Raw genomic sequence first — 24340 nt, 5'->3', positions numbered from 1 at the left:
TGGGAAATGAATGGCCAGAGTAAGGCTTGGCGCAGCGTGCGCCATCGGGGATTTGCTTCTGGATGTTGCGTTGGCTGGCAAAAAGCCAACTAGACTCGAGCACTGCCCGGACCAAAATCTCCAAGAAGAGGGAACACCATGCCAGTGCACAAGACCGCATTGCTCGGCGCCATGTCGGGCGCCTTGCTCGCCAGCGCCAGCCTGCAGGCCGCCGAGCCACCCAAGGCCGTGGGGCCCGGCGAGGGGCGCCTGGACATCGTCGCCTGGCCCGGCTACATCGAACGCGGCGAAAGCGACAAGGCCTACGACTGGGTGACCGGTTTCGAGAAGGAGACCGGCTGCAAGGTCAGCGTCAAGACCGCCGCCACCTCGGACGAAATGGTCAGCCTGATGACCAAGGGCGGCTACGACCTGGTCACCGCCTCGGGCGACGCCTCGCTGCGGCTGATCGTGGGCAAGCGCGTACAGCCGATCAACACCACCCTGATCCCCAACTGGAAGAACATCGACCCGCGTCTGCAGGACGGCGGCTGGTACGTGGTCGACAAGCAGGTGTATGGCACCCCGTATCAGTGGGGGCCGAATGTGCTGCTGTACAACACCAATACCTTCAAGCAGCCGCCCACCAGCTGGGGCGTGGTGTTCGAGCCGCAGAACCTGCCCGACGGCAAGCCCAACAAAGGCCGGGTCCAGGCCTACGACGGCCCCATCTACATCGCTGACGCGGCGCTGTACCTGAAGTCGGCCAAGCCCGAGCTGGGCATCAACGACCCGTACGAACTCAACGAGCAGCAATACAAGGCCGTGCTCGAACTGCTGCGCCAGCAACAACCGCTGATCCACCGCTACTGGCATGACGCCACGGTGCAGATGAGCGATGTGAAGAACGAAGGTGTAGTCGCCTCCAGCTCGTGGGGCTACATGGTCAATGGCCTGAAGGCCGAGAACCAGCCGGTGGCCTCGACCATTCCCAGGGAGGGCGCTACCGGCTGGGCCGACACCACCATGCTGCACAGCGAGGCCAAACACCCCAACTGCGCCTACAAGTGGATGGACTGGTCGCTGCAGCCGAAGGTGCAGGGTGACGTGGCGGCCTGGTTCGGCTCGTTGCCGGCGGTGCCAGCGGCCTGCACCGGCAGCGAACTGCTGGGCGCCGAAGGTTGCAAGACCAACGGTTTCGACAACTTCGACAAGATCGCGTTCTGGAAAACCCCGCAGGCCCAGGGCGGCAAGTTCGTGCCGTATAGCCGCTGGACCCAGGACTATATTGCGATCATGGGTGGGCGCTGAGGCCGCCTGAATGCCTGTGCCGGCCTCTTCGCGGGTAAACCCGCTCCCACAGGTTGTTCGCTGCCTGTGAGGGTTGCGCTCCAGCTGTAGGAGCGGGTTTACCCGCGAAGAGGCCGGCACAGGAGAAACAGTGTTGCTCGGAGCTCACGCATGCCCCTAGCCGTCCAGTTCACCCAGGTTTCCCGTACCTTCGGCGAGGTCAAGGCCGTCGACCAGGTCAGCATCGACATCATCGATGGCGAGTTCTTCTCCATGCTCGGCCCCTCGGGCTCGGGCAAGACCACCTGCCTGCGCCTGATCGCCGGCTTCGAGCAGCCCACTCACGGCTCGATCCGCATCCACGGTGTGGAGGCCGCCGGCGTGCCGCCCTATCAACGTGACGTCAACACCGTGTTCCAGGACTACGCGCTGTTCCCGCACATGAATGTGCTGGACAACATCGCCTATGGCCTGAAGGTAAAAGGCGTCGCCAGGGCCGAACGCCAGGCCCGCGCCGAAGAAGCCCTGGCCATGGTGGCACTGGCCGACTACGGCGCCCGCAAACCGGCGCACCTGTCCGGGGGCCAGCGCCAGCGCGTGGCCCTGGCCCGGGCACTGGTCAACCGGCCGCGGGTGCTACTGCTGGACGAACCCCTGGGCGCGCTGGACCTGAAACTGCGTGAGCAGATGCAGGGCGAACTGAAAAAGCTGCAGCGCCAACTGGGCATCACCTTCATATTCGTCACCCACGACCAGACCGAAGCCCTGTCGATGTCCGACCGGGTCGCTGTGTTCAACCGCGGCCGTATCGAGCAGGTCGACACGCCGCGCAACCTGTACATGAAACCCGCCACCACCTTCGTCGCCGAATTCGTCGGCACCTCCAACGTGGTGCGTGGCGAGCTGGCGATGGCCCTGAACGGCAGCCCGGCGCCCTTCTCGATCCGCCCCGAGCACATCCGCCTGGGCGACCCGGTGGTCACCAGCCATGAGGTGCAGGTCAGCGGCCTGTTGCGCGATGTGCAGTACCAGGGCAGCGCCACCCGCTACGAGCTGCAGCTGGACAGCGGCCAACTGCTGGCGGTGACCCAGGCCAACGACCGCTGGCAGGCACAGGCACAGGCCTGGCAGCCGGGGCAACGGATTCAGGCGCACTGGCCGCGTGAGGCGATGACGGTGTTGCAGGAAACCGAGGCCCACTGACATGAGCACATTGCGCAGCCTGTCCAACCTGCTGTACCGGCGCCCCAACCTGTACCTGGCGCTGCTGTTGATCCCGCCGCTGACCTGGTTCGGCGCCATCTACCTGGGCTCGCTGCTGAACCTGTTGTGGCAGGGTTTCTATACCTTCGACGACTTCACCATGGCGGTGACCCCGGACCTGACCCTGGGCAACTTCGCCGCGCTGCTCAACCCGTCGAACTTCGACATCATCCTGCGCACCCTGGGCATGGCGGTGGCCGTGTCGCTGGCCAGCGCGGTGCTGGCCTTTCCCATCGCCTACTACATGGCGCGCTACACCAGCGGCAAGACAAAGGCGTTTTTCTACATCGCGGTGATGATGCCGATGTGGGCCAGCTACATCGTCAAGACCTACGCCTGGACCCTGCTGCTGGCCAAGGGCGGCGTCGCCCAGTGGTTCGTCCAGCAGCTGCATCTGGATGCGCTGCTGCAAGCCGTGCTGACCGTGCCGGGGGTGGGCGGCAGTACATTATCCACCTCGCACCTGGGGCGCTTCATGGTGTTCGTGTACATCTGGCTGCCGTTCATGATCCTGCCCATCCAGGCCGCTCTGGAGCGCTTGCCGCCTTCGCTGCTGCAAGCGTCGGCGGACTTGGGTGCGCGGCCCGGGCAAACCTTTGTGCAGGTGATCCTGCCGCTGTCGATTCCGGGCATCGCCGCCGGCTCGATCTTCACCTTCTCGCTCACCCTGGGCGATTTCATCGTGCCGCAACTGGTCGGCCCGCCCGGGTACTTCATCGGCAGCATGGTCTACGCCCAGCAAGGGGCGATCGGCAACATGCCGATGGCCGCCGCGTTCACCCTGGTGCCGATCGTGCTGATCGCGGTGTACCTGTCCATCGTCAAGCGCCTGGGGGCCTTCGATGCACTCTGAAAAAGCGTCAACCGGGCTGCGCCTGGCAGCCTGGGGCGGCTTGTTGTTCCTGCACTTCCCGATCCTGATCATCTTCCTGTACGCGTTCAACACCGAAGAAGCCGCGTTCAGCTTCCCACCCAAGGGTTTTACCCTGAAGTGGTTAACCGTGGCCTTTGCCCGGCCCGATGTGCTGGAGGCCATCAAGCTATCGCTGCAGGTGGCCTGCCTGGCCACGCTGATCGCCCTGGTGCTCGGCACGCTGGCCTCGGCGGCGTTGTACCGGCGCAGCTTTTTTGGCAAGGAGAGCATTTCGCTGATGCTGATCCTGCCCATCGCCCTGCCCGGCATCATCACCGGCATCGCCCTGCTCTCGGCATTCAAGACCCTGGGCATCGAGCCGGGGGTGTTCACCATCGTGGTCGGCCACGCCACGTTCTGCGTGGTGATCGTCTACAACAACGTGATCGCCCGCCTGCGGCGGACCTCGCAAAGCCTGATCGAGGCCTCGATGGACCTTGGCGCCGATGGCTGGCAAACCTTCCGCTACATCATTCTGCCCAACCTTGGCTCGGCGCTGCTGGCGGGCGGCATGCTGGCCTTTGCCCTGTCGTTCGATGAAATCATCGTCACCACCTTTACCGCCGGCCACGAACGCACCCTGCCGATCTGGCTGCTCAACCAGCTCAGCCGCCCGCGCGACGTGCCGGTGACCAATGTGGTCGCCATGCTGGTGATGCTGGTGACCATGCTGCCGATCCTTGGCGCCTATTACCTGACCCGCGGCGGCGAAAGCGTCGCGGGCAGTGGCAAATGACCCTGGAGGAGTCTCCGATGCAAACGCAGATGCTGATCAACGGCCAACTGGTCGCGGGCGAAGGCCCGGCCTGGACCGTGCTCAACCCGGCCCTGGGCAGTGCCCTGGCGCAAATCAACGAAGCCACCGAAGCCCAGGTGGACAGCGCCGTGCGGGCCGCCGACCAGGCCTTCGACAGCTGGTCGCAAACCAGCCCCAAGGAGCGCTCGCAGGCGTTGCTGGCGCTGGCCGACACGATCGAAGCCCATGGCGATGAACTGGCGCGGCTGGAATCGCAGAACTGCGGCAAGCCATTGAGCGCCGCACTGAATGACGAAATCCCCGCGATTGCCGATGTGTTCCGCTACTTCGCCGGTGCCGCGCGTTGCCTGGGCGGCTCGGCGGCGGGCGAATACCTGCCGGGCCACACCTCGATGATTCGCCGTGACCCGGTGGGCGTGGTGGCCTCGATAGCCCCCTGGAACTACCCGTTGATGATGCTGGCATGGAAGATCGCCCCGGCCCTTGCGGCCGGCAATACCGTGGTGATCAAACCTTCGGAGATGACCCCGTTGACCGCCCTGCGCCTGGGCGAAATGGCCCGGGAGCTGCTACCGCCTGGCGTCTTGAACATCCTCTTCGGCCGAGGCCAGACAGTCGGCAACCCGCTGGTCAACCACCCCAAGGTGCGCATGGTGTCGCTGACCGGTTCGATCCCCACCGGCGCACATATCATCAGTGCCACCGCCGACAGCGTGAAACGCATGCACATGGAACTGGGTGGCAAGGCCCCGGTGCTGGTGTTCGATGATGCCGACATCGATGCCGCCATCGACGGCATCCGAACGTTCGGCTTCTACAACGCCGGCCAGGACTGCACTGCAGCCTGCAGGCTGTATGTGCAGGACGGTATCTACGAACGCTTTGTCGAGCGCCTGGGTGAAGCAGTCTCCAGCCTGAAGGCCGGCCTGCAGGAAGCAGAAGACACCGAACTGGGGCCATTGATCAGTGCCCAGCACCGCGACAAGGTCTCCGGCCTGGTGCAGCGGGCCATCGCCCAGCCGCACATTCGCCTGGTAACGGGTGGCAAAGCCATTGATGGCGATGGTTTCTTCTACGCCCCGACCGTGCTGGCCGACGCCCTGCAGGACGACGAGATCGTGCGCAACGAAGTGTTCGGCCCGGTGGTATCGGTGACGCGATTTACCGACGAGGCGCAGGCGCTGGAGTGGGCCAACGATTCCAACTACGGCCTGGCCTCATCGGTATGGACCCGCGACACCGGCCGCGCCCATCGCCTGGCTGCGCGCCTGCAATATGGCTGTACCTGGGTGAATACCCACTTCATGCTGGTCAGCGAAATGCCGCACGGTGGGCAGAAGCATTCCGGGTATGGGAAGGATATGTCGATGTACGGGCTGGAGGATTACACCTGCGTGCGGCATGTGATGATCAAACATTGAGCGTAAAGCCTGGATTGGGACCGGCAGCTCAATCCAGGCGCTTCTACAAGCGGTTCAGCGCATTCCCAATGCCACATCCTTTATCTTGCAGCCATCAAAATGGGATGGGCATCATCCAGCCCTTCAGGCTGCGCAGACTCTGTGGGAGCGGGTTTACCCGCGAATGCGGAGGTAAAACCACCATCGCATTCGCGGGCGTGCCCGCTCCCACAGGTACATCACAGCCCTTGAGGTTAGTGCTGTACCTGTGGGAGCGGGCACGCCCGCGAAGAGGCCTGTACAGGTAGCCTCTAGTCGCGTAGGTCTGACTCATGAATCGGGTTGGCCCGGCTGGTCGCGCGCTGGTATTGCGCCGGCCAGGTGGCCTTGTTGCCGCCCAGGTCGTCGTCGGCATGCAGCGGCCAGTAAGGGTCGCGCAACAGTTCGCGGGCGAGGAAGATCACATCGGCCTGGCCGGTGCGCAGGATGTGCTCGGCCTGGGCGGGCTCGGTGATCATGCCCACGGTGCCGGTGGCGATTTCCGCCTCTTTGCGCACGCGTTCGGCGAAACGGGTCTGATAACCGGGGCCCGTAGGGATTTCGGCGTTGACCGACGTGCCGCCCGACGATACATCGATCAGGTCGACACCCAGCGCACGCAGGCGCCGCGCCAGCTCGACGGTTTCATCCGGGTTCCAGCCGTCCTCCACCCAGTCGGTCGCCGATACCCGCACCAACAGCGGTAATTCGGCGGGCCAGGCATTGCGCACAGCCTCGACCACCTGCAGGGTCAGGCGGATGCGGTTTTCGAAGCAGCTGCCGTACTCGTCGCGGCGCTGGTTGCTGAGCGGCGACAGGAACTGGTGCAGCAGGTAGCCATGGGCTGCATGGATTTCCACCACCTTGAAACCCGCCGTCAAGGCACGCTTGGTCGAGGCCACGAAGGCGTCGACCACGTCCTGGATTTCTTCCTTGCTCAATTCACGCGGCGCAGTGTGTTGTGGGTCGAAAGCGATCCTCGACGGCCCCACCGGCTGCCAGCCCCCCTCCTCCAGCTTGACGCTGCCCTGCTTGCCCAGCCAAGGGCGATAGGTACTGGCCTTGCGTCCGGCGTGGGCCAGCTGGATACCGGGCACGGCGCCCTGGGCGGTGATGAAGCGGGTGATGCGTTGCAGCGGGGCGATCTGGGCGTCTTCCCACAGGCCGAGATCTTCGGCGGTGATACGGCCATCGGCAGTGACCGCCACGGCTTCGGTGATCACCAGCCCCGCACCGCCTACGGCGCGGCTACCCAGATGAACAAGATGCCAATCGTTGGCCAGGCCATCGATGGCGGAATACTGGCACATCGGCGACACAGCGATGCGGTTGGGCAGGGTCAGCTGACGCAGGGTGTAAGGCTCGAGCAGCAAGCTCATGAGGGCACCTCCCAAGGACTCCAATGGTGATCCGGCCCGAGCACTCAATTACACGTCCCTGGCCCGGGTCCGGTCAGTATTCAGACTAGACCAGAATGGTTGGGGGGAAGGTTCCATGGGATTTTGGGGTGTCTGACGTGGGGATGATGGCGCTCGATCTTATAGGCGACATCACACTGAAGGCAGGCAACTGGTAGCCCAAACCGCCGCGACAGCCAAACACCCTGACAAGCATTTCAGATATCCCCTACAACCGATGTATGGCGATTCCCAACCTGAGGAAATACCCTACAAGTCCTGTCGACACCCGCCTGATTGTTACTGGAATCCTGAGTCATTAGCCTTTGCTGGTCGCTGCCATTCAGCGTCCGGGCGTGGAATCCCGATCAATTACCGAGTAGCTGTCCTCATGGCAGTTGTGCGCGGGATCTGGGCTGCCCACTACCTCAGTGCGATGGCCAAGGCGTTGATGGATGATGCCGAGTTAGGTATGTCGCGTTGAGGTTGGTGTGGTCGTTGTTCGCGTGAAGGCCACCGGGTGTACGCCGACAAGTTTGCAGCGCCTGTGAGATCACACTAAAGGCAGGCACCTGGCAGCCCCAACCGCCGCGACAGCCAAGCACCCTTACAGGCATTTCAGCCCGCCGCACAACCCTGTGGGAGCGGGCATGCCCGCGAAGCAGGCGACTCGGTGGATGGCACCGGCTTCGCCGGTGTTCACGGGTATGCCCGCTCCCACAGGGAAGGCGCATGACTTGAGGGCAAAGCGGTCGCAGTGGGAGCTTGCCGGCGATGGGCTGCAGAGCAGCCCCCGGAACTGCAGTCAGCGCGGCTCCATATGGGCAATCATCAACTGCACACTTTCATTGCCGCGAAACTCGTTCACATCCAGCTTGTAGGCCAGCTCGACCCAGCGCACTGTCGGGTTCGGCCAGACTTCGCGGTCGATACCAAAGGCAATGCCGTCCAGCCGCACCGAACCACATTCGCTCTTGAGCACCACCTTCAAATGCCGCTCGCCAACCACACGCTGCTCCACCAGCTGGAACACGCCATGGAACAGTGGCTCGGGGAAATGCTGCCCCCACGGCCCGGCATTGCGCAGGGCCTTGGCCAGGTCGAGGTGGAACTCTTCCACTGCCAGGCTGCCATCGGACAGCAGACGGCCGGTCAGGTCGTCCTCGCACAACTGGCGCCGCACTTCCTCGTCGAACGCCTCGGCAAACGCCGGGAAATTGCCCTCGGGCAAAGACAGCCCTGCTGCCATGGCGTGGCCACCAAACTTGCTGATCAGCTGCGGCTGGCGCGCCGCCACGGCATCCAGCGCATCACGAATGTGAAACCCCGGCACCGAGCGCGCCGAGCCTTTGAGCATGCCGTCACCGGCATCGGCAAAGGCGATGGTCGGCCGGTGATAACGCTCCTTCAGGCGCGATGCCAGAATACCGATCACCCCCTGGTGCCAGTCGGCATCGAACAGGCAAAGCCCGTACGGCATGGACTCGACCGGCAGGTCCTTGAGCTGCGCCAGCGCTTCGCGCTGCATACCCTGCTCGATGGACTTGCGGTCCTGGTTAAGGCCATCCAGCTGTTGGGCCATGTCCTGGGCCAGGGCCTGGTCCTCGCACAGCAGGCACTCGATACCCAGGCTCATGTCATCCAGGCGCCCGGCGGCGTTCAGCCGTGGGCCAAGGATGAAGCCGAGGTCGGTCGAGGTGATGCGTCGGTGATCACGGCGCGCCACTTCGAGAATGGCTTTCAGGCCCGGCCTGGCGCGGCCGGCGCGGATACGCTCCAGGCCCTGATGGACCAGAATGCGGTTGTTGGCGTCCAGCGGCACCACGTCGGCAACACTGCCCAGCGCCACCAGGTCGAGCAGTTCGCCGATATTGGGCTGCGGCTGCGTTTCGTAGCGGCCGAGGCTGCGCAGGCGCGCGCGCAAGGCCATAAGCACGTAGAAGATGACGCCAACCCCGGCCAACGCCTTGCTGGGAAACTCGCAGCCCGGCTGGTTGGGGTTGATGATGGCGTCGGCATCGGGAAGCTGCTGGCCGGGCAGGTGGTGGTCGGTGACCAGCACCTTGAGCCCGGCCGCCTTGGCGGCGGCAACGCCGTCGACGCTGGAAATGCCGTTGTCCACGGTGATCAGCAGCTGTGGCTGGCGCTGCAGCGCTACCTCGACGATTTCCGGGGTCAGGCCGTAGCCGTATTCGAAGCGGTTGGGCACCAGGTAGTCGACATGGGCCGCGCCCAGCAGGCGCAGGCCCAGCACCCCGACGGTGCTGGCGGTGGCGCCGTCGGCATCGAAGTCACCGACGATGAGGATACGCTGGCGCTGGTCAAGGGCCTGGACCAGCAGGTCCACGCCGGCCTCGATGCCCTTGAGACGCTGATACGGCAGCAGACGCGCCAGGCTCTTGTCCAGCTCGGCCTCGTTCTGCACGCCACGCGCAGCGTACAGGCGGGTCAGCAAGGGTGGCAGGTTACCCAGCAATGGCAGGGTCGGCGGCAGGGGACGCGGTTCGATACGCATGGGTCGCTTCAGCCACGCTCACCGAGCAGCCACTGCAACTGCACTTCGTGCTGGCCACGGTCGTCAGTCACGAATACCGTGCCTTCGCTGATCATCACGTCCCATTTGATGCTGCGTGGCATATCGGTAGCCAAGGTCTCCAGCACTTCCTGGGGCACGGCGGCGATGTTCAGGTTCTTCAGGTTCTTGACTGCGCTCAACACCTTGGTTTCCCACACACGCAGGCTGCCATACGCCAGCAGGCTGGTGCGTTCGGTGCGACGCGAGCACCAGGTCAGGCGGTCGGCATCGGGTTGGCCCACTTCGATCCAGTGCAGCACGCGGTCATCCAGGCTTTTTTCCCACAGCGCCGGCTCATCGACATCCGACAGGCCACGACCGAACGACAGGTTCTCGTTGTACCACAGCGCGTACGCCAACAGCCGGACTGCCATGCGCTCTTCGGTTTCCGATGGGTGGCGGGCGATGGTCTGCTTGACGCTTTCGTAGACGTTGCGATCAAGGTCAGTCAGATTCAGTTCGAACTTGTAGGTGGTGGACGGCTGGGCCATGGTCGACGGGCTTCGTGCAAAAGAAAAGTGCAACAGTCTAACCTATCCACACCCTGCATGCGCCGCAGCAGTACCCGGCGCTACCGACCTATGATAAAACCACGGCTCTGCCCAGTTGCCACGGATGCCCCATGCCTACGCCCAGCAAACCCCTCGCCGGCCTCAAAGTCATCGAACTCGGCACCCTGATTGCTGGGCCGTTTGCGTCGCGCATCTGTGCCGAGTTCGGTGCCGAGGTGATCAAGGTCGAGTCGCCCGATGGCGGCGACCCGTTGCGCAAGTGGCGCAAGCTGTACGAGGGCACGTCGCTGTGGTGGTTCGTGCAGGCCCGCAACAAACAGTCGCTGACCCTGAACCTCAAGCACCCCGAAGGCCGAGACATTCTGAAGCAGTTGCTGGCCGAGGCCGACATCCTGATCGAGAACTTTCGCCCGGGCGTACTGGAAAAGCTCGGCCTGGGCTGGGATGTGCTGCATGCGCTGAACCCGCGCCTGGTGATGGTGCGCCTGTCAGGCTTTGGCCAGACCGGGCCGATGAAAGACCAGCCAGGCTTTGGCGCCGTGGGCGAGTCGATGGGCGGCCTGCGCTACATCACCGGCTTCGAAGACCGCCCACCGGTGCGCACGGGCATTTCCATCGGTGACTCGATTGCCGCCCTGTGGGGGGTGATCGGCGCGCTCATGGCTTTGCGCCACCGCGAAGTCAACAACGGCCAGGGTCAGGTGGTGGACGTTGCGCTGTACGAGGCGATCTTCGCCATGATGGAAAGCATGGTCCCGGAGTTCGACGTGTTCGGTTTTATCCGCGAGCGCACCGGCAATATCATGCCGGGCATCACCCCCTCCTCCATCCATACCAGCGCGGATGGCAAACATGTGCAGATCGGCGCCAACGGCGATGCGATCTTCAAGCGCTTCATGCAGGCCATCGGCCGCCCCGACCTGGCCGACGACCCTGCGCTGGCCAGCAACGACGGCCGGGACCTGCGCCGCGACGAGCTGTACGGAGTGATCGACCGCTGGGCCAACAGCCTGCCGCTGGAACAGCTCATGCAGGTGCTGACCACGGCCGAAGTGCCGGCCAGCCGCATCTACTCGGCCGAAGACATGTTCAGCGACCCGCAGTACCTGGCACGCGAGATGTTTCTGCAGGCGAAGCTGCCCGATGGCAAACCGTTCCGCATGCCCGGCATCGTGCCCAAGCTGTCGGACACCCCAGGCTCCGCCGAGTGGGTCGGCCCGGCACTGGGCGAGCACACCGAAGCGCTGCTTGGCGGCCTGGGCTACGACCCAGCGGCCATCGCCAGCCTGCGCAAAGCCGGCACGGTCTGACCCTGGCGCTGCCCGGCCCCATGCGCGCTGCCCGCTGCTTACGCCGACTGGTCCTGCTGTGCGGGCTTCTGCCCGCATTGCTGCAGCCTGCAAGCGCCAGAGAGCGCCTGTTCTGGCTGGTGCGTGACCTGCCGCCGTTCACCATCTTCGAAGGCTCGGAGAAAGGCCAAGGGGTGATCGACCAGTTGCTGCCCATTCTGATCGGGCAGATGCCCGAGTACGACCACAGCATCGTGCGGGTCAACCGCGCCCGTGGCATTCAGATGCTGCAAGACCCCAACAGTTTCACCTGCGACCCGACCCTGCTGTGGACCCCGGAGCGCGCCAGGTACGTGCACTTCTCCATGCCGTCGCTTGGTGTGTTGAGCGGGGGGCTGGTGCTGCGCCGGGAAAACCAGGCACTGGTTGAGCCGTTTCTGAGTGGGCAGGACGTGGACCTGCTCGCGCTGTTCAAACAGCCGGCACTAAAGCTGGGCATCGTTGCCGAACGCAGCTACGGCACCCAGATCGATACCATTCTGGGTCAGTTGCCCGGTACCTCGCTCAGCCGTCATTACGGCAACGACGCTACCGCCAACCTGCTGCAGATGCAGCAACTGGGTCGCCTGCGCATGGTGCTCGGCTACTGGCCCGAAGTGCGCTACCTGATCCAGCAACAAGGCGGGTCACTGACCGAGTACCAGTTCCATCCGGTGCAGGGCGTGGAGCGCTACCAGTTTTTGCATGTGGGGTGTTCCGACAGCCCGCTGGGGCGTGCTGCAGTGGCGCATATCGACCAGCTGTTGCCTGCGCTGCGCCACGATGTGCTGCCTGGGTTGTATGCGCGCTGGCTGGACCCTGCGTTGCGGGGAGACTACCTGGACGACAGCAAGCGCTTCTTCGAAACCCAATAACTGCCTGGCTGCGGATAAAAGAAACCCCGGACGCTGGGGAGGACGCCCGGGGCCAAGCGAAAGCCCTTCAGGACTTCCCGTGACAGCCATGCCAGCACCGGAGCAAAGCACTGGCTGGCTGCCCTACTGTGTCTGATACGCCACTCAGGCAAAGGTTCCCTGGGGTTGTTGGCGTTGCTGCAGGGCGGCGATCACACAGGGCTGCAATCGCCCTTCGGCTATCTGCAAATCACGGTGCAGACCATCCACCAGATCGATCAACAGGCGTTGCTCCTGCAACTGCCGCTCGCTGACCGTACGCCGCAGGGTGATGCCGGCGAGGCGGTCGTGAACGGTCAGTTGGCGATTACCGCTGGCATCGGCGAGGCCGAGGTGGGTCTGATAGGGGGTCAGTGCGTCGTTGAGCAGTCTGCAGATTCTTTCCATCCGTATCACTCGCTGCGTGGTGGGATATAAAGCAACTGACCAGCAAGCGCAGCGGAAAGTTCGCCACGCTGTGGCGGGTTCACTGAGCATGCGGGGCGGACATGACAGTTTGAATACGCCGCCCCTGGCCCAGTTGCAGAGCACTCAGCGCCTGTTGCAAGCGGGGCATCGACAACGGCCAGGGCAGCTCGGCCAGCACCCATAGACCGCGTTTTCTGGCCTCATCGGCGAGGTTGCGCTGCCTGGGGGTCGGCTGGCCGACAAATAGCAGAGCGCGGGGCTGTTGCTGCCGGGCGAGCAAGGCAAGGCCGGAGCGGGTTGGCATGGCATGGTCGATGACCAGCAGATCAGGGCGGCGTGCCGCATCAAGGCAGGCGTCGGTGCCCTCGCTGAGGCGCACATTGAAGATGCCCTGGGCATTGAGGGCCTGATGCAGGAGGATCTGGTGGGATGGGCGAGCCTGGTGGATCACCACGTAGGGCTGGTGCATGAGCCGCTCCTGGTGTGAGGACCGACTACGGTAGGCGTTGCGCTACGCGCACCTGAATAGGACGTTTCTGAGGGAATTGAAGGAAAAGACTGATAGTTCCGGGACTGCTACGCAGCCCATCGCCGGCAAGCCAGCTCCCACACGTATTGCACATGATCTCGGGTCTATGCGATCAAGGTGGGAGCTGGCTTGCCGGCGATGGGCCGCAGCGCGGCCCAGGCTATTACAGCGGCTTGCCGCGGTTGCCGTGCTGGCTGACAAAGCTTTGCACAGCCTTCAGGTCATTGGCCAGCACGGTGCAACGTTCCTCACGGCTGAACAGGTCGCTGAGGTGCGCCGGCAGCTCCAGCGCCCTACCTACACCGGCCTTCTCCACCGCTTCAGGGAACTTGACCGGGTGCGCAGTGCCCAGCACCACCATCGGCGTGTCCAGGCTGCGGCGGCATTCGCGGGCGGCCTTGACGCCGATCGCGGTGTGCGGGTCGAGTACTTCACCGGTGGCAGCGAACACTTCGGCGATGGTCTCGCAGGTCTGCTCGTCGCTGACGGCCAGGGAGTCGAACAGCTTGCGGGCTTCGGTCCAGCGATCTTGCTCGACGCTGAAGCCACCGCCTTGCTTGAAGTTGGCCATCAGCTCGGCGATAGCCGCACCATTGCGACCGTGCATGTCGAACAGCAGGCGCTCGAAGTTGGACGAGACCATGATGTCCATCGACGGCGACAGGGTGGCGTGCAGGGTTTCCTTCACGTACTGGTTGCCGCTCATGAAGCGGTGCAGGATGTCGTTGCGGTTGGTGGCGACCACCAGCTGGCTGACCGGCAGGCCCATGTTGCGGGCCAGGTAACCGGCGAAGATGTCGCCGAAGTTGCCGGTGGGTACCGAGAACGCCACCGAGCGCGCGGGGCCGCCCAGCTGCAGGGCCGCGTGGAAGTAGTAGACGATCTGGGCCATGATCCGCGCCCAGTTGATCGAGTTCACGGCCACCAGGCGGGTGCCTTTGAGGAACGACTGGTCAGCGAAGCTGGCCTTGACCATTTCCTGGCAGTCATCGAAGTTGCCTTCGATGGCGATGTTGTGAATGTTGTCGCCGAACAGCGTGGTCATCTGCCGACGCTGCACTTCCGACACGCGCTGGTGCGGGTGCAGGATGAAGATGTCGACGTTGTCGCAACGGCGGCAACCTTCGATGGCGGCCGAACCGGTGTCACCGCTGGTGGCGCCGATGATCACCACGCGCTCGTTGCGCTTGGCCAACACATGGTCGAGCAGGCGGCCGAGCAGTTGCAGGGCGAAGTCCTTGAACGCCAGGGTCGGGCCGTGGAACAGCTCCAGCACCCATTCGTTGCTGTTCAGCTGACGCAGCGGGGCAACCGCAGCATGGGCGAACTCGCCGTAGGTTTCTTCAAGGATTTTCTTGAAGTCGGCATCGGCGATGCTGCCTTCGACGAACGGGCGCATCACACGGAAAGCCAGTTCGTGATACGGCAGGCCGGCCCACGAAGCGATTTCTTCCTGGGTGAAGCGTGGCAGGTTTTCCGGGACGTACAGGCCGCCGTCACTGGCCAGGCCAGCCAGCAGTACGTCTTCGAAGTTCAGGGCCGGTGCCTGGCCGCGGGTACTGATATAGCGCATGGTGCAAACCTTCGATGCTGAGGCCGGGGCCACGCTGGCGGCCCGACGGCGCTATGTGTTAGTTGAGCTGTTCGACGCGAATGCGCACGACCTTGCCGACCACGTCCTGCAGGGCTTCCAGGGCGACGATGGCGTCGTTGATGCCCTGTTCGACCACACGGTGGGTCAGCAGGATCATCGGCACCAGGCCGTCCTGCTCCTCGGCTTCCTTCTGCATGATCGACTCTATGTTGATACCACGCTCCGAGAGGATGCTGGCCACCTGGGCCAGTACGCCCGGGTGATCCTTGGCCTGGATGCGCAGGTAGTAGGCGCTTTCGCAGGCCTCGATCGGCAGGATCGGGTGAGCCGACAGCGAATCAGGCTGGAAGGCCAGGTGCGGCACGCGGTTTTCCGGGTCGGAAGTCATGGCACGGACCACATCGACCAGGTCGCCGATCACCGACGAAGCGGTAGGCTCCATGCCAGCGCCGGCACCGTAGTACAGGGTGGAGCCGGCGGCATCACCGTTTACCATGACCGCGTTCATCACGCCGTTGACGTTGGCGATCAGGCGATCGGCCGGGATCAGCGTCGGGTGCACGCGCAGCTCGATGCCCTCGGCGGTGCGACGCGCCACGCCCAGGTGCTTGATGCGGTAGCCCAGGGCCTCGGCGTAGTTCACATCAGCGGTGGTCAGCTGGGTGATGCCTTCGGTGTAGGCCTTGTCGAACTGCAGCGGGATGCCAAACGCAATCGAGGCGAGGATGGTCAGCTTGTGCGCGGCATCGATGCCTTCCACGTCGAAGGTCGGGTCGGCTTCGGCGTAACCCAGCGCCTGGGCTTCGGCCAGTACGTCGGGGAAGGCGCGGCCTTTCTCGCGCATTTCGGTGAGGATGAAGTTGCCGGTGCCGTTGATGATGCCGGCCAGCCAGTTGATGCGGTTGGCCGACAGGCCTTCACGAATGGCCTTGATGACCGGAATACCACCGGCCACGGCCGCTTCGAAGGCGACGATGACGCCCTTCTCGCGCGCCTTGGCGAAGATTTCGTTACCGTGTACGGCGATCAGCGCCTTGTTGGCGGTAACCACATGCTTGCCGTTTTCGATGGCCTTGAGCACCAGGTCACGGGCCACGGTGTAGCCACCGATCAGCTCGATGACAATATCGATCTCCGGGTTGCTCGCAACTTCGAACACGTCAGCGGTAATGGGGGTACCGGTAATCTGGCAGTTCGGGTTCTGCGAGCGCATGGCAATCTGGGCCACTTCAATACCGCGCCCGGCACGGCGGGCAATCTCCTCGGCGTTGCGCTGAAGTACATTGAAGGTTCCGCCACCGACGGTCCCCAACCCACAGATGCCTACTTTGACCGGTTTCACTGTGAACTCCCCATTGAACGGCCGACACTTCGCCGACCGTGAAACATGCCGTCACCCCATGACGACGGCGTACTGAATTGTATTACTTGGCAAGTGCCAGCTTGGCGACCTGCGGTGCCGGCTGGTAGCCCGGAATGACCTGGCCGCTTTCCAGGACGATGGCTGGCGTGCCATTGACGCCGATCGACTGGCCCAGCTGGAACTGCTTGCCCACCGGGTTGGCGCACTTGGCCGCCTTGATTTCTTCGCCTTCGACCATCTTGTCCATCGCCCCGCGACGGTCGCTGGAGCACCACACGGCCTGCAACTGCTGGTCACCTGCCGAGCCGAGGCCCTGGCGCGGGAAGGCGACGTAGCGCACTTCGATACCGCGACGGTTCAACTCAGGCACTTCGGCATGCAGCTTGTGGCAGTACGGACAGGTGGTGTCGGTGAATACGGTGATGTGTGACTTGGTCTCGCCCTTGGCAGGATAAACCACCATCTCGGCGGCTGGAATGCCATTGATGAGCTTGGCGATGCCCAGGCGTTCGGTTTTTTCAGTCAGATTGACCGGCTTGCCGTCCTGGATCTGGAACAGGTAGCCCTGCATCACGAACTGGCCGTCGCCGCTGGCGTACAACACGCGGCCACCCTGCAGCTTGACCTCGTAAAGGCCGCTGACCGGGCTGCTGGCCACGCTTTCTACAGGTACTTCCAGCTCGAGGTTCTGCAACGATTTACGGATGGCCTGCTCGGCACCGGCGTTGCTATCGGTTGCCGCAGCAACGGCAAAAGTACTGGCCAACGCCAACGCGGCGGCGGCGAAAAACTGGGTCACGCGCATGGGAACTCCTGAAGGCGGACAGGGGCCGGAGGGCGCCACCTGCGGAAAATACGCGGTGGCCGTGCGGCCCTTGGTGCAAACCGCCCAAGCCTACCACATCACACCGCCGGTGAAGGGCCTTGCAAGGACCGGTCGGCAGAACATGAAAAACATTCATCCACGCGGGTGGTGCTGGGCATGCAGTTGCTGCAAGCGGGCCTTGGCGACGTGGGTGTAGATCTGGGTGGTGGACAGGTCACTGTGGCCCAGCAGCATCTGCACCACGCGCAAGTCGGCGCCATGGTTGAGCAGGTGGGTGGCGAAGGCATGGCGCAAGGTGTGCGGCGACAGCGGCTTGTCGATGCACGCCACCCGGGCATGCTGCTTGATGCGATGCCAGAAGGTCTGGCGGGTCATCTGCTCGCCGCGCTGGCTGGGGAACAGCACATCGCTGGGGCGCCCGTTGAGCAGCTCGGCGCGGCCGTCGCGGGTATAGCGCTCCACCCACAGCACCGCTTCTTCGCCCATGGGCACCAGCCGCTCCTTGCTGCCCTTGCCCATTACCCGCAGCACACCCTGGCGCAGGTTGACCTGGTCCAGGGTCAGGCTGACCAGTTCGGTAACGCGCAGGCCGCAGGCGTACAGCACTTCCAGCATGGCCCGGTCGCGCTGGCCGATGGCTTCACCCAGGTCCGGGGCCAGCAGCAAGGCTTCGACGTCCGCCTCCGACAGCGACTTGGGCAATGGCTTGCCGAGCTGTGGCATGTCGATTTGCAGGGTCGGGTCGACGGCGACCAGCTTTTCCCGGAGCAAGTAGCGGAAGAAACCACGCAGCCCGGACAGGAAGCGCGCCGTCGAGCGAGGCTTGTAGCCTTGGTCGATGCGCCAGGCCAGATGATCGAGAATCAGGTCGCGGCCAGCGTCGGGCAGGGATACCGAATGCGCCTGCAGCCAGCCGTTGAACAGGGCCAGGTCGCTGCGGTAGGACACGCGGGTGTTATCGGACAGGCCTTTTTCCAGCCACAGGGCGTCGAGGAACTGGTCGATCAGGGGGTGGTCGAGGGCAGACATGAAATCTCGGTGGCAAACGACGAAATGGCGCTTAGTCTTTCATAACAACGCCGGCATAGGGAGGCCGCATGAACGAACAGCAGATCCTTCTCAGCGTCGGTGGCATTGGCGCCGCGGCACTCGCCTGCCAGTGGCTGGCCTGGCGCCTTAAGCTTCCAGCGATCCTGTTTCTGCTGCTGGCCGGCATCGTGGTCGGGCCGCTGCTCGGCTGGCTCGACCCGCAGGCACTGTTCGGCCCATTGCTGATGCCGCTGGTTTCACTGGCGGTGGCGCTGATCCTGTTCGAGGGCAGCCTCACCCTGCACCTGTCACAGTGGCGCGAGATCGGCAGCGTGGTGCACCGCCTTGTCACCCTCGGTGCGTTGTCGACCTGGCTGGTCATCGCGCTGGCGACCCACTGGCTGCTGGGCTTTGAATGGCAGCTGGCAATCCTCTTTGGTGCCCTGACCCTGGTCACCGGCCCCACCGTGATCGTACCGATGCTGCGCGTGGTCCGGCCCAACGCGACGATCGCCAACATCCTGCGCTGGGAAGGCATCGTCATCGACCCGATCGGCGCCTTGCTCGCGGTGGTGGTGTACAGCTTCATCATTGCCAGCGCCGACGGCAATGGCCTGACCCAGAGCCTGGGCACCTTTGCCGGGGTGATCTTCTGCGGCAGTGCGCTGGGGGCTGCGGGGGGCTGGTTGCTGGGGCAGATCATGCGCGAACAGTGGCTGCCGGAATACCTGCACAACCTGGCCTCGCTGGCCGCCGTGCTGGGCATCTTCATTGCCGCCAACCTGATCGTGCACGAGTCCGGGCTGTTGGCAGTGACGATCATGGGTATGTGGCTGGCCAACATGCGCGGGGTCGATGTGCGGCAGATCCTGCACTTCAAGGAAAACCTCAGCGTGCTGCTGATCTCCGGCCTGTTCATCCTGCTGGCCGCGCGGCTCGACTTGCATGCCCTGCTCGGGCTGGGTCCGGCGGTACTTGCGCTGCTGCTGGTGATCCAGTTGCTGGCACGGCCATTGAACGTGTTGCTGTCGACGCTGGGCTCTTCGCTGAACTGGCGTGAACGCGCCCTGCTGGCCTGGATAGCACCACGCGGCATCGTCGCCGCGGCGGTGTCGGCCATTTTTGCCATTCGCCTGCACGAGGCTGGCCATCAGGATGCTTTGCTGCTGGTGCCGCTGACGTTCGCCGTGATTATCGGCACCGTCGTGCTGCAAAGCGCCACGGCCCGGCCACTGGCGCGCCTGCTCAGGGTCGCAGAGCCGGCGCCCAGCGGCTTTCTGATCGTCGGCGCCAGCAGCCCTGCGCGCGCCATCGGCAAGGCCCTGCAGCAATTGGGCAGCCGGGTATTGCTGACCGATTCGAGCTGGGAAAACATCCGCGCCGCGCGCATGGACGGCCTGCCGACCTACTTCGGCAACCCAGCCTCGCAACACGCCGACGCCCATCTGGACCTGGTCGGCCTCGGCCATCTGCTGGGGCTTTCACCGGCGGGTGAAATCAACACCCTGGCCTGCGCACGCTTTCGCCATGACTTCGGCCATGGCCGCCTGTATGTGCTGGCCAGCGGCCTGGAGAAACAGCGCAGCGACAAACACCGGGCCAGCCAGGAACACCGCGGCCAACTGCTTGGCGCAAGCCCGATGACCTACCAGCAACTGGCCAACCACCTCCACCACGGGGCGGAACTGTACAGCACCAACCTGACCGAGGGCTTTGACTGGGAGGACTACCAGGCGCTGCATGGCGAGCGCGCTCATCTGCTGTTTGCGCGTGATGCCCACGGCTGGGTGCATGTTTCAAGCCCCGACAACCCGCTGGCCCCACAGCCCGGCTGGACCCTGGTGGCACTGGTCGAGCCAGCCCCCGTCAGCGAGACGGCAGTTGCTGCAGGTTGAGATTCAGGCTTGCGGCAGCACCGGCACCGGGCGCTTGTCCTCATCGATGGCGACAAAGCTGAACACGCCATGGATCGCGCGCTCGCGGCCATCGAGGTACATGTTCTCGACGAACACGTCGACCTGCACCTGCAAGCTGGTGTTGCCCACCTTGACCACCGAGCCTACCAGCTCAACGATAGAGCCGGCCGGGATCGGGTGTTTGAAGTCGATGCGGTCGGTGGACACGGTCACCAGCGGCAGGCGACAGAAGCGGGTGGCGGCAATGAACGATACTTCGTCCATCCAGGCCAGGGCGGTGCCGCCGAACAGGGTGTTGTGGTGGTTGGTGGTGTTGGGGAATACCGCCTTGGTCACGCGGGTCACCGACAGCTCGGTGCGACGCTGGATTTCCTGGTCTCGGGTAGTGCTCATGGGCTACTCCATCGTAAGGCGGGCGTGCCAGTGCACACCCTTCGCGGGTAAACCTGCTCCCACAAAAAAGCAGCCCGAAGGCTGCTTTTTTCTCGCTAGGCGGCCTGGGCCACCGGGCAAACTGTACTCAGGACAGTTTTTCCTTGATGCGAGCGGCTTTGCCGGACAGGTCACGCAGGTAGTACAGCTTGGCTTTACGCACGTCACCACGACGTTTCACGGCCAGGCTGTCGATCTGCGGGCTGTAGGTCTGGAAGGTACGCTCTACGCCAACGCCGCTGGAGATCTTGCGCACGGTGAAGGCGCTGTTCAGACCGCGGTTACGCTTGGCGATAACGACGCCTTCGAACGCCTGCAGACGGGAACGCTCACCTTCCTTCACTTTAACCTGGACGACTACGGTGTCACCTGGTGCGAAGGTCGGGATTTCCTTGCTCATCTGCTCGGCTTCGAGCTGCTGGATGATCTTGTTGGTCATGCTGTGCTCCTAAGATGGATACGTGATCCACCATCGATACGTTTAACTATCGTCCCGCTCGCGGAGATATTCCTCGAGCAGCTTCTTCTCTTCTCCAGAAAGTGAGCGACTTTCCAGAAGATCGGCGCGTCGTTCGAAGGTCCTACCAAGGGACTGCTTCATCCTCCAACGCCGGATATGTGCATGGTTGCCACTTAGCAACACGTCGGGAACACGCTGATCCGCATACACCTCAGGTCGGGTGTAGTGCGGGCAATCGAGCAGACCGTCGGTGAAGGAATCCTCTTCCGCCGAGTCCACATGCCCTAAAGCTCCGGGCAGCAGCCGCGTAACCGCATCGATCAGTACCATGGCCGGCAGCTCGCCACCGGAAAGCACATAGTCGCCAATCGACCACTCCTCATCGACATGAGCCTCGATAAAGCGCTCGTCGATGCCTTCATAACGACCGGCGATCAGGATCAACGATTCCTGTTCGGCCAGGCCTTTGACCGCCTGCTGAGTCAGCTTGCGGCCTTGCGGCGAAAGGTAGATCACCTTTGCCGATGCTCCGGTCGCTTGCCTGGCGTTAACCAGTGCGTCTTCCAGAGGCTTGATTTTCATCACCATGCCCGGACCACCGCCAAACGGCCGATCATCCACCGTGTGGTGACGATCTGTGGTGTAGTCCCGCGGGTTCCAGCAAGTCACCTGAAGCAACCCCTGTTTCACCGCACGGCTGGTAATGCCGTACTCCGTGATGGCCGAAAACATCTCGGGGAACAACGTGATGACGTCTACGCGAAGGTTACCCATCGTCTAGAAGTCCGCGTCCCATTCAACCCGCATCACGCCTGCTTCCAGGTCGATTGCCAGCACGCATTGCTCCGTATAGGGCAACAGACGCTCGCGATCATCCAGGCTGCCTGCGCAGGGTTTGACCACCATTACATCGTTCGCACCGGTCTCCAACAGGTGATCGACCTTGCCGAACAGGTGTTCGTCCTGGTTGATGACCTTCAGGCCTTGCAACTGGTACCAGTAGTACTCGTCGGCTGCCAGGTTGGGCAAAAGGCTCCGCGCAATGCAGATATCGTAACCGCTCAGAAGCCGGGCTTCATCGCGATCCTCGAGGCCTTTCAGTTTCACGACCAGGCCCTTTTGGGAGCCACGACCGCTGACCAGCTCGACCTGCTTTACCTTGCCTTCGTGCCGAAGCGTCCAGCGTGGATAATCCAACAGGTTTTCAATCGGATCGGTAAAGGAATACACCTTCACCTCGCCGCGAACGCCGTGAACCGAAAAAATCTTGCCAACGACGATGAGGTCGTCAGTCTTTTCTGGCGTCGCGTTCATACTGTTCAGGCAGCGGCCTTGGCAGCTTCCTTCAGCAGCTGAGCAACACGCTCAGACGGCTGTGCGCCCTGGCTCAGCCAGTAGGTGACGCGCTCTTGGTTGACCGACAGCTTGACTTCGGCGCCCGATGCGATCGGGTTGAAGAAGCCAACGCGCTCAACGAAACGGCCGTCACGGGCGTTACGCGAGTTGGTCACGGTCAGGTGGTAGAATGGGCGCTTTTTCGAGCCGCCACGGGCCAGACGAATGGTTACCATGTGAACATCGTTCCTATAGTCGGTGCTGCAGTTGATACAGCAGCTGGTACTGCAAATCTGAATGCCAAATAGGCACACGGGTGCCCAAAAGGCCGCATATTCTCGGGGAATACACGGACATTTGCAAATGACTTTTTCGGCAAGGCCATGGCCTACCGTCCAGATTTGCCGGTTGAGCCGCGAAATCCGCGGCAATTGCCCCGCCAGAGCGGGGTTTCTGGGTACCTGCCCGACAAAAGGCAGGCACCCGGAATAGGGGTTACAGCTTGGGCATGCCGCCGCCTGGCATCATGCCGCCCAGGCCGCGCATCATCTTGGCCATGCCGCCTTTGGCAGAGAATTTCTTCATCATCTTCTGCATTTGCTTGTGCTGCTTGATCAACCGGCCGATGTCCTGCACCTGAGTACCGGAGCCCAGGGCGATACGGCGCTTGCGTGAACCGCTGATCAGGTCGGGGTCGCGGCGTTCGGCCGGGGTCATGGAGTTGATGATCGCCTCCATCTGCTTGAACTGCTTCTCGGCCGCGCCCTGGGCGTTGCCCATCTGGGACAGATTCACCCCGCCGATGCTCGGCAGCTTGTCCATCAGGCCGCCCAGGCCGCCCATGTTCTTCATTTGTTGCAGCTGGTCGCGGAAGTCTTCGAGGTCGAAGCCTTTGCCTTTCTTCAGCTTTTTGGCCAGCTTGTCGGCCTTGGCCTTGTCGATGGTCTGCTCGGCCTGCTCGATCAGGCTGAGCACGTCACCCATGCCGAGGATGCGCGAAGCGACGCGGTCAGGGTGGAACGGCTCGAGGGCTTCGGTTTTTTCACCCATGCCGATGAACTTGATCGGCTTGCCGGTGATGGCACGTACCGACAGCGCGGCACCACCACGGGCGTCACCGTCGACCTTGGTCAGCACCACGCCGGTCAACGGCAGCGCCTCGCCAAACGCCTTGGCGGTGTTGGCGGCGTCCTGGCCGGTCATGGCGTCGACCACGAACAGGGTCTCGATCGGCTTGACCGCGGCGTGCAGCGCCTTGATCTCGTCCATCATGTCGGCGTCGATGTGCAGGCGGCCGGCGGTGTCGACGATGACCACGTCGATGAACTTCAGCTTGGCTTCACGGATGGCCGCTTCGGCAATGGCTACCGGCTTCTGGCTGATGTCGGACGGGAAGAAGGTCACGCCGATATCGTTGGCCAGCGTTTCCAGCTGCTTGATCGCCGCCGGGCGATAGACGTCGGCGGACACCACCATCACGCTCTTTTTCTTGCGTTCCTTGAGGAAGCGCGCCAGCTTGCCGGCGGTGGTGGTCTTGCCGGCGCCCTGCAGGCCGGCCATCAGCACCACAGCAGGCGGGGCAGCATTGAGGGCCAGGTCTTCGTTGGCCGCCCCCATCAGGCTCTCAAGCTCGGCCTGGACGATCTTCACGAACGCCTGGCCCGGGGTCAGGCTGCGCGACACTTCGGTGCCGACCGCACGTTCCTTGACGCTGTTGACGAAATCCTTGACCACCGGCAGGGCAACGTCGGCCTCGAGCAGGGCCATGCGCACTTCGCGCAGCGTGTCCTTGATGTTGTCTTCGGTCAGCTTGGCCTTGCCGGTGACATGGCGCAGCGTCTGTGACAGGCGGTCGGTCAGGTTTTCGAACATGGTGATCCTTTCAGGCCCAGTAAAAGCCGAGGTTTGTCAGGCGCCCTAGGGGAAATACACACCCGCCGGGCACAGCAAGGCGGCGATTATAGCGAAGTGCGGCGGCGGCGCACACCTTGGGAGATATTCGGTGGCTGTGCCTGCCTGTTCGCGGGTGAACCCCCACCCACAGGATCTTCACTACACTTGTGGCTTGCGCGGTACCTGTG

At 63.4% G+C, this 24340-nt stretch carries 23 protein-coding genes and 1 pseudogene; 9 read left to right on the top strand and 15 right to left on the bottom strand.

The window, feature by feature from the left end; translation table 11 throughout:
* Positions 1-138: 138 nt before the first annotated feature.
* The 5 genes from ydcS to AC5O5I_RS05095 all read left to right on the top strand — a co-directional run bounded on the left by ydcS (position 139) and on the right by AC5O5I_RS05095 (position 5623).
* Positions 139-1290, top strand: a complete 1152-nt coding sequence (gene ydcS / locus AC5O5I_RS05115; protein ID WP_172232439.1) for a putative ABC transporter substrate-binding protein YdcS — start codon at positions 139-141, stop codon at positions 1288-1290.
* 150 nt (positions 1291-1440) lie between these two features.
* Positions 1441-2472, top strand: coding sequence for an ABC transporter ATP-binding protein (locus AC5O5I_RS05110; RefSeq protein WP_494512160.1), 1032 nt, complete (start codon positions 1441-1443; stop codon positions 2470-2472).
* A 1-nt stretch (position 2473) separates the two neighbouring features.
* The gene (locus AC5O5I_RS05105) at positions 2474-3385 is read left to right on the top strand and encodes an ABC transporter permease (RefSeq protein WP_172223238.1); all 912 of its coding nucleotides are present in this window, start codon (positions 2474-2476) and stop codon (positions 3383-3385) included.
* Positions 3375-4181, top strand: coding sequence for an ABC transporter permease (locus AC5O5I_RS05100; RefSeq protein WP_172223243.1), 807 nt, complete (start codon positions 3375-3377; stop codon positions 4179-4181). Before AC5O5I_RS05105 ends, AC5O5I_RS05100 begins: the two co-directional genes overlap by 11 nt.
* 17 nt (positions 4182-4198) lie before the next feature.
* Positions 4199-5623: a gamma-aminobutyraldehyde dehydrogenase gene (locus tag AC5O5I_RS05095; RefSeq protein ID WP_172223247.1), complete on the top strand. Its 1425-nt coding sequence runs from the start codon at positions 4199-4201 to the stop codon at positions 5621-5623.
* A gap of 290 nt (positions 5624-5913) precedes the next feature.
* Here the strand turns inward: AC5O5I_RS05095 and AC5O5I_RS05090 are convergent, their stop codons facing one another.
* The gene (locus AC5O5I_RS05090) at positions 5914-7020 is read right to left on the bottom strand and encodes an NADH:flavin oxidoreductase/NADH oxidase (protein WP_172223252.1); all 1107 of its coding nucleotides are present in this window, start codon (positions 7018-7020) and stop codon (positions 5914-5916) included.
* A gap of 421 nt (positions 7021-7441) precedes the next feature.
* Between AC5O5I_RS05090 and AC5O5I_RS05085 the strand changes: the two are divergent.
* Positions 7442-7522, top strand: a pseudogene (locus AC5O5I_RS05085) (DUF3077 domain-containing protein); the annotation flags it as partial.
* A 321-nt stretch (positions 7523-7843) separates the two neighbouring features.
* Here AC5O5I_RS05085 and recJ read toward each other — a convergent pair.
* Entirely contained in the window at positions 7844-9553 is a 1710-nt protein-coding gene (recJ, locus tag AC5O5I_RS05080) for a single-stranded-DNA-specific exonuclease RecJ (RefSeq protein WP_494512159.1), read from the bottom strand.
* Positions 9554-9561: 8 nt separating this feature from the next.
* Positions 9562-10104, bottom strand: coding sequence for a YaeQ family protein (locus AC5O5I_RS05075; RefSeq protein ID WP_172223260.1), 543 nt, complete (start codon positions 10102-10104; stop codon positions 9562-9564).
* Positions 10105-10235: 131 nt separating this feature from the next.
* Between AC5O5I_RS05075 and AC5O5I_RS05070 the strand changes: the two genes are divergently transcribed.
* Both AC5O5I_RS05070 and AC5O5I_RS05065 read left to right on the top strand, forming a co-directional pair.
* A complete protein-coding gene (locus tag AC5O5I_RS05070) occupies positions 10236-11435 on the top strand; it encodes a CaiB/BaiF CoA transferase family protein (RefSeq protein ID WP_172223264.1) in 1200 nt (399 codons plus the stop codon).
* A 20-nt stretch (positions 11436-11455) separates the two neighbouring features.
* Complete coding sequence (locus tag AC5O5I_RS05065; RefSeq protein ID WP_494512158.1) at positions 11456-12328, top strand: TIGR02285 family protein; 873 nt, start codon at positions 11456-11458, stop codon at positions 12326-12328.
* 144 nt (positions 12329-12472) lie between these two features.
* On the opposite strand, the gene AC5O5I_RS05060 is transcribed toward AC5O5I_RS05065, so the two are convergent.
* From AC5O5I_RS05060 to xerD, 6 genes are all read right to left on the bottom strand, one after another.
* Positions 12473-12754, bottom strand: a complete 282-nt coding sequence (locus tag AC5O5I_RS05060) for a DUF3509 domain-containing protein (protein WP_172223271.1) — start codon at positions 12752-12754, stop codon at positions 12473-12475.
* Positions 12755-12833: 79 nt separating this feature from the next.
* Entirely contained in the window at positions 12834-13244 is a 411-nt protein-coding gene (locus AC5O5I_RS05055; protein ID WP_172223274.1) for a DNA-binding transcriptional response regulator, read from the bottom strand.
* Between the two features lie 223 nt (positions 13245-13467).
* The gene (thrC, locus tag AC5O5I_RS05050) at positions 13468-14877 is read right to left on the bottom strand and encodes a threonine synthase (RefSeq protein ID WP_172223277.1); all 1410 of its coding nucleotides are present in this window, start codon (positions 14875-14877) and stop codon (positions 13468-13470) included.
* Positions 14878-14935: 58 nt separating this feature from the next.
* The gene (locus tag AC5O5I_RS05045) at positions 14936-16240 is read right to left on the bottom strand and encodes a homoserine dehydrogenase (RefSeq protein ID WP_172223280.1); all 1305 of its coding nucleotides are present in this window, start codon (positions 16238-16240) and stop codon (positions 14936-14938) included.
* 82 nt (positions 16241-16322) lie between these two features.
* Positions 16323-17066 carry a thioredoxin fold domain-containing protein gene (locus AC5O5I_RS05040; RefSeq protein ID WP_172223283.1) on the bottom strand — a complete coding sequence of 248 codons (744 nt, stop codon included), beginning with the start codon at positions 17064-17066 and terminating at the stop codon, positions 16323-16325.
* Between the two features lie 153 nt (positions 17067-17219).
* Entirely contained in the window at positions 17220-18116 is an 897-nt protein-coding gene (gene xerD / locus AC5O5I_RS05035; protein ID WP_172223287.1) for a site-specific tyrosine recombinase XerD, read from the bottom strand.
* A gap of 68 nt (positions 18117-18184) precedes the next feature.
* Between xerD and AC5O5I_RS05030 the strand changes: the two genes are divergently transcribed.
* Positions 18185-20011 (top strand): cation:proton antiporter, encoded by a 1827-nt coding sequence (locus tag AC5O5I_RS05030; RefSeq protein ID WP_172223290.1) that lies wholly within the window; start codon positions 18185-18187, stop codon positions 20009-20011.
* A gap of 3 nt (positions 20012-20014) precedes the next feature.
* Here AC5O5I_RS05030 and AC5O5I_RS05025 read toward each other — a convergent pair whose 3' ends face one another.
* From AC5O5I_RS05025 to ffh, 6 genes are all read right to left on the bottom strand, one after another.
* On the bottom strand, positions 20015-20425 hold the full coding sequence (locus tag AC5O5I_RS05025) for an acyl-CoA thioesterase (protein WP_016485145.1): 411 nt from the start codon (positions 20423-20425) through the stop codon (positions 20015-20017).
* A 127-nt stretch (positions 20426-20552) separates the two neighbouring features.
* A complete protein-coding gene (gene rplS, locus AC5O5I_RS05020; protein WP_003252148.1) occupies positions 20553-20903 on the bottom strand; it encodes a 50S ribosomal protein L19 in 351 nt (116 codons plus the stop codon).
* Between the two features lie 42 nt (positions 20904-20945).
* Complete coding sequence (gene trmD / locus AC5O5I_RS05015) at positions 20946-21698, bottom strand: tRNA (guanosine(37)-N1)-methyltransferase TrmD (RefSeq protein WP_172223294.1); 753 nt, start codon at positions 21696-21698, stop codon at positions 20946-20948.
* A 3-nt stretch (positions 21699-21701) separates the two neighbouring features.
* Positions 21702-22238 carry a ribosome maturation factor RimM gene (gene rimM / locus AC5O5I_RS05010; protein ID WP_172286732.1) on the bottom strand — a complete coding sequence of 179 codons (537 nt, stop codon included), beginning with the start codon at positions 22236-22238 and terminating at the stop codon, positions 21702-21704.
* Between the two features lie 5 nt (positions 22239-22243).
* Complete coding sequence (rpsP, locus tag AC5O5I_RS05005) at positions 22244-22495, bottom strand: 30S ribosomal protein S16 (protein ID WP_011535318.1); 252 nt, start codon at positions 22493-22495, stop codon at positions 22244-22246.
* Positions 22496-22754: 259 nt separating this feature from the next.
* Positions 22755-24131 (bottom strand): signal recognition particle protein, encoded by a 1377-nt coding sequence (ffh, locus tag AC5O5I_RS05000; RefSeq protein ID WP_172286731.1) that lies wholly within the window; start codon positions 24129-24131, stop codon positions 22755-22757.
* Positions 24132-24340: the final 209 nt, after the last annotated feature.

The sequence above is a fragment of the Pseudomonas sp. 9_2_1 genome, from assembly GCF_059295275.1.
The sequence above is the reverse complement of the archived record's forward strand: the minus strand, read 5'-3'. Positions and strand labels throughout refer to the sequence as shown.

Bases quoted from the DNA above. Each gene is read 5' to 3' on its own strand.
- ydcS (WP_172232439.1), top strand. From the start codon at position 139: ATGCCAGTGCACAAGACCGCATTGCTCGGCGCCATGTCGGGCGCCTTG.
- AC5O5I_RS05110 (WP_494512160.1), top strand. From the start codon at position 1,441: ATGCCCCTAGCCGTCCAGTTCACCCAGGTTTCCCGTACCTTCGGCGAG.
- AC5O5I_RS05105 (WP_172223238.1), top strand. From the start codon at position 2,474: ATGAGCACATTGCGCAGCCTGTCCAACCTGCTGTACCGGCGCCCCAAC.
- AC5O5I_RS05100 (WP_172223243.1), top strand. From the start codon at position 3,375: ATGCACTCTGAAAAAGCGTCAACCGGGCTGCGCCTGGCAGCCTGGGGC.
- AC5O5I_RS05095 (WP_172223247.1), top strand. From the start codon at position 4,199: ATGCAAACGCAGATGCTGATCAACGGCCAACTGGTCGCGGGCGAAGGC.
- AC5O5I_RS05090 (WP_172223252.1), bottom strand. From the start codon at position 7,020: ATGAGCTTGCTGCTCGAGCCTTACACCCTGCGTCAGCTGACCCTGCCC.
- recJ (WP_494512159.1), bottom strand. From the start codon at position 9,553: ATGCGTATCGAACCGCGTCCCCTGCCGCCGACCCTGCCATTGCTGGGT.
- AC5O5I_RS05075 (WP_172223260.1), bottom strand. From the start codon at position 10,104: ATGGCCCAGCCGTCCACCACCTACAAGTTCGAACTGAATCTGACTGAC.
- AC5O5I_RS05070 (WP_172223264.1), top strand. From the start codon at position 10,236: ATGCCTACGCCCAGCAAACCCCTCGCCGGCCTCAAAGTCATCGAACTC.
- AC5O5I_RS05065 (WP_494512158.1), top strand. From the start codon at position 11,456: ATGCGCGCTGCCCGCTGCTTACGCCGACTGGTCCTGCTGTGCGGGCTT.
- AC5O5I_RS05060 (WP_172223271.1), bottom strand. From the start codon at position 12,754: ATGGAAAGAATCTGCAGACTGCTCAACGACGCACTGACCCCCTATCAG.
- AC5O5I_RS05055 (WP_172223274.1), bottom strand. From the start codon at position 13,244: ATGCACCAGCCCTACGTGGTGATCCACCAGGCTCGCCCATCCCACCAG.
- thrC (WP_172223277.1), bottom strand. From the start codon at position 14,877: ATGCGCTATATCAGTACCCGCGGCCAGGCACCGGCCCTGAACTTCGAA.
- AC5O5I_RS05040 (WP_172223283.1), bottom strand. From the start codon at position 17,066: ATGCGCGTGACCCAGTTTTTCGCCGCCGCCGCGTTGGCGTTGGCCAGT.
- xerD (WP_172223287.1), bottom strand. From the start codon at position 18,116: ATGTCTGCCCTCGACCACCCCCTGATCGACCAGTTCCTCGACGCCCTG.
- AC5O5I_RS05030 (WP_172223290.1), top strand. From the start codon at position 18,185: ATGAACGAACAGCAGATCCTTCTCAGCGTCGGTGGCATTGGCGCCGCG.
- AC5O5I_RS05025 (WP_016485145.1), bottom strand. From the start codon at position 20,425: ATGAGCACTACCCGAGACCAGGAAATCCAGCGTCGCACCGAGCTGTCG.
- rplS (WP_003252148.1), bottom strand. From the start codon at position 20,903: ATGACCAACAAGATCATCCAGCAGCTCGAAGCCGAGCAGATGAGCAAG.
- trmD (WP_172223294.1), bottom strand. From the start codon at position 21,698: ATGGGTAACCTTCGCGTAGACGTCATCACGTTGTTCCCCGAGATGTTT.
- rimM (WP_172286732.1), bottom strand. From the start codon at position 22,238: ATGAACGCGACGCCAGAAAAGACTGACGACCTCATCGTCGTTGGCAAG.
- rpsP (WP_011535318.1), bottom strand. From the start codon at position 22,495: ATGGTAACCATTCGTCTGGCCCGTGGCGGCTCGAAAAAGCGCCCATTC.
- ffh (WP_172286731.1), bottom strand. From the start codon at position 24,131: ATGTTCGAAAACCTGACCGACCGCCTGTCACAGACGCTGCGCCATGTC.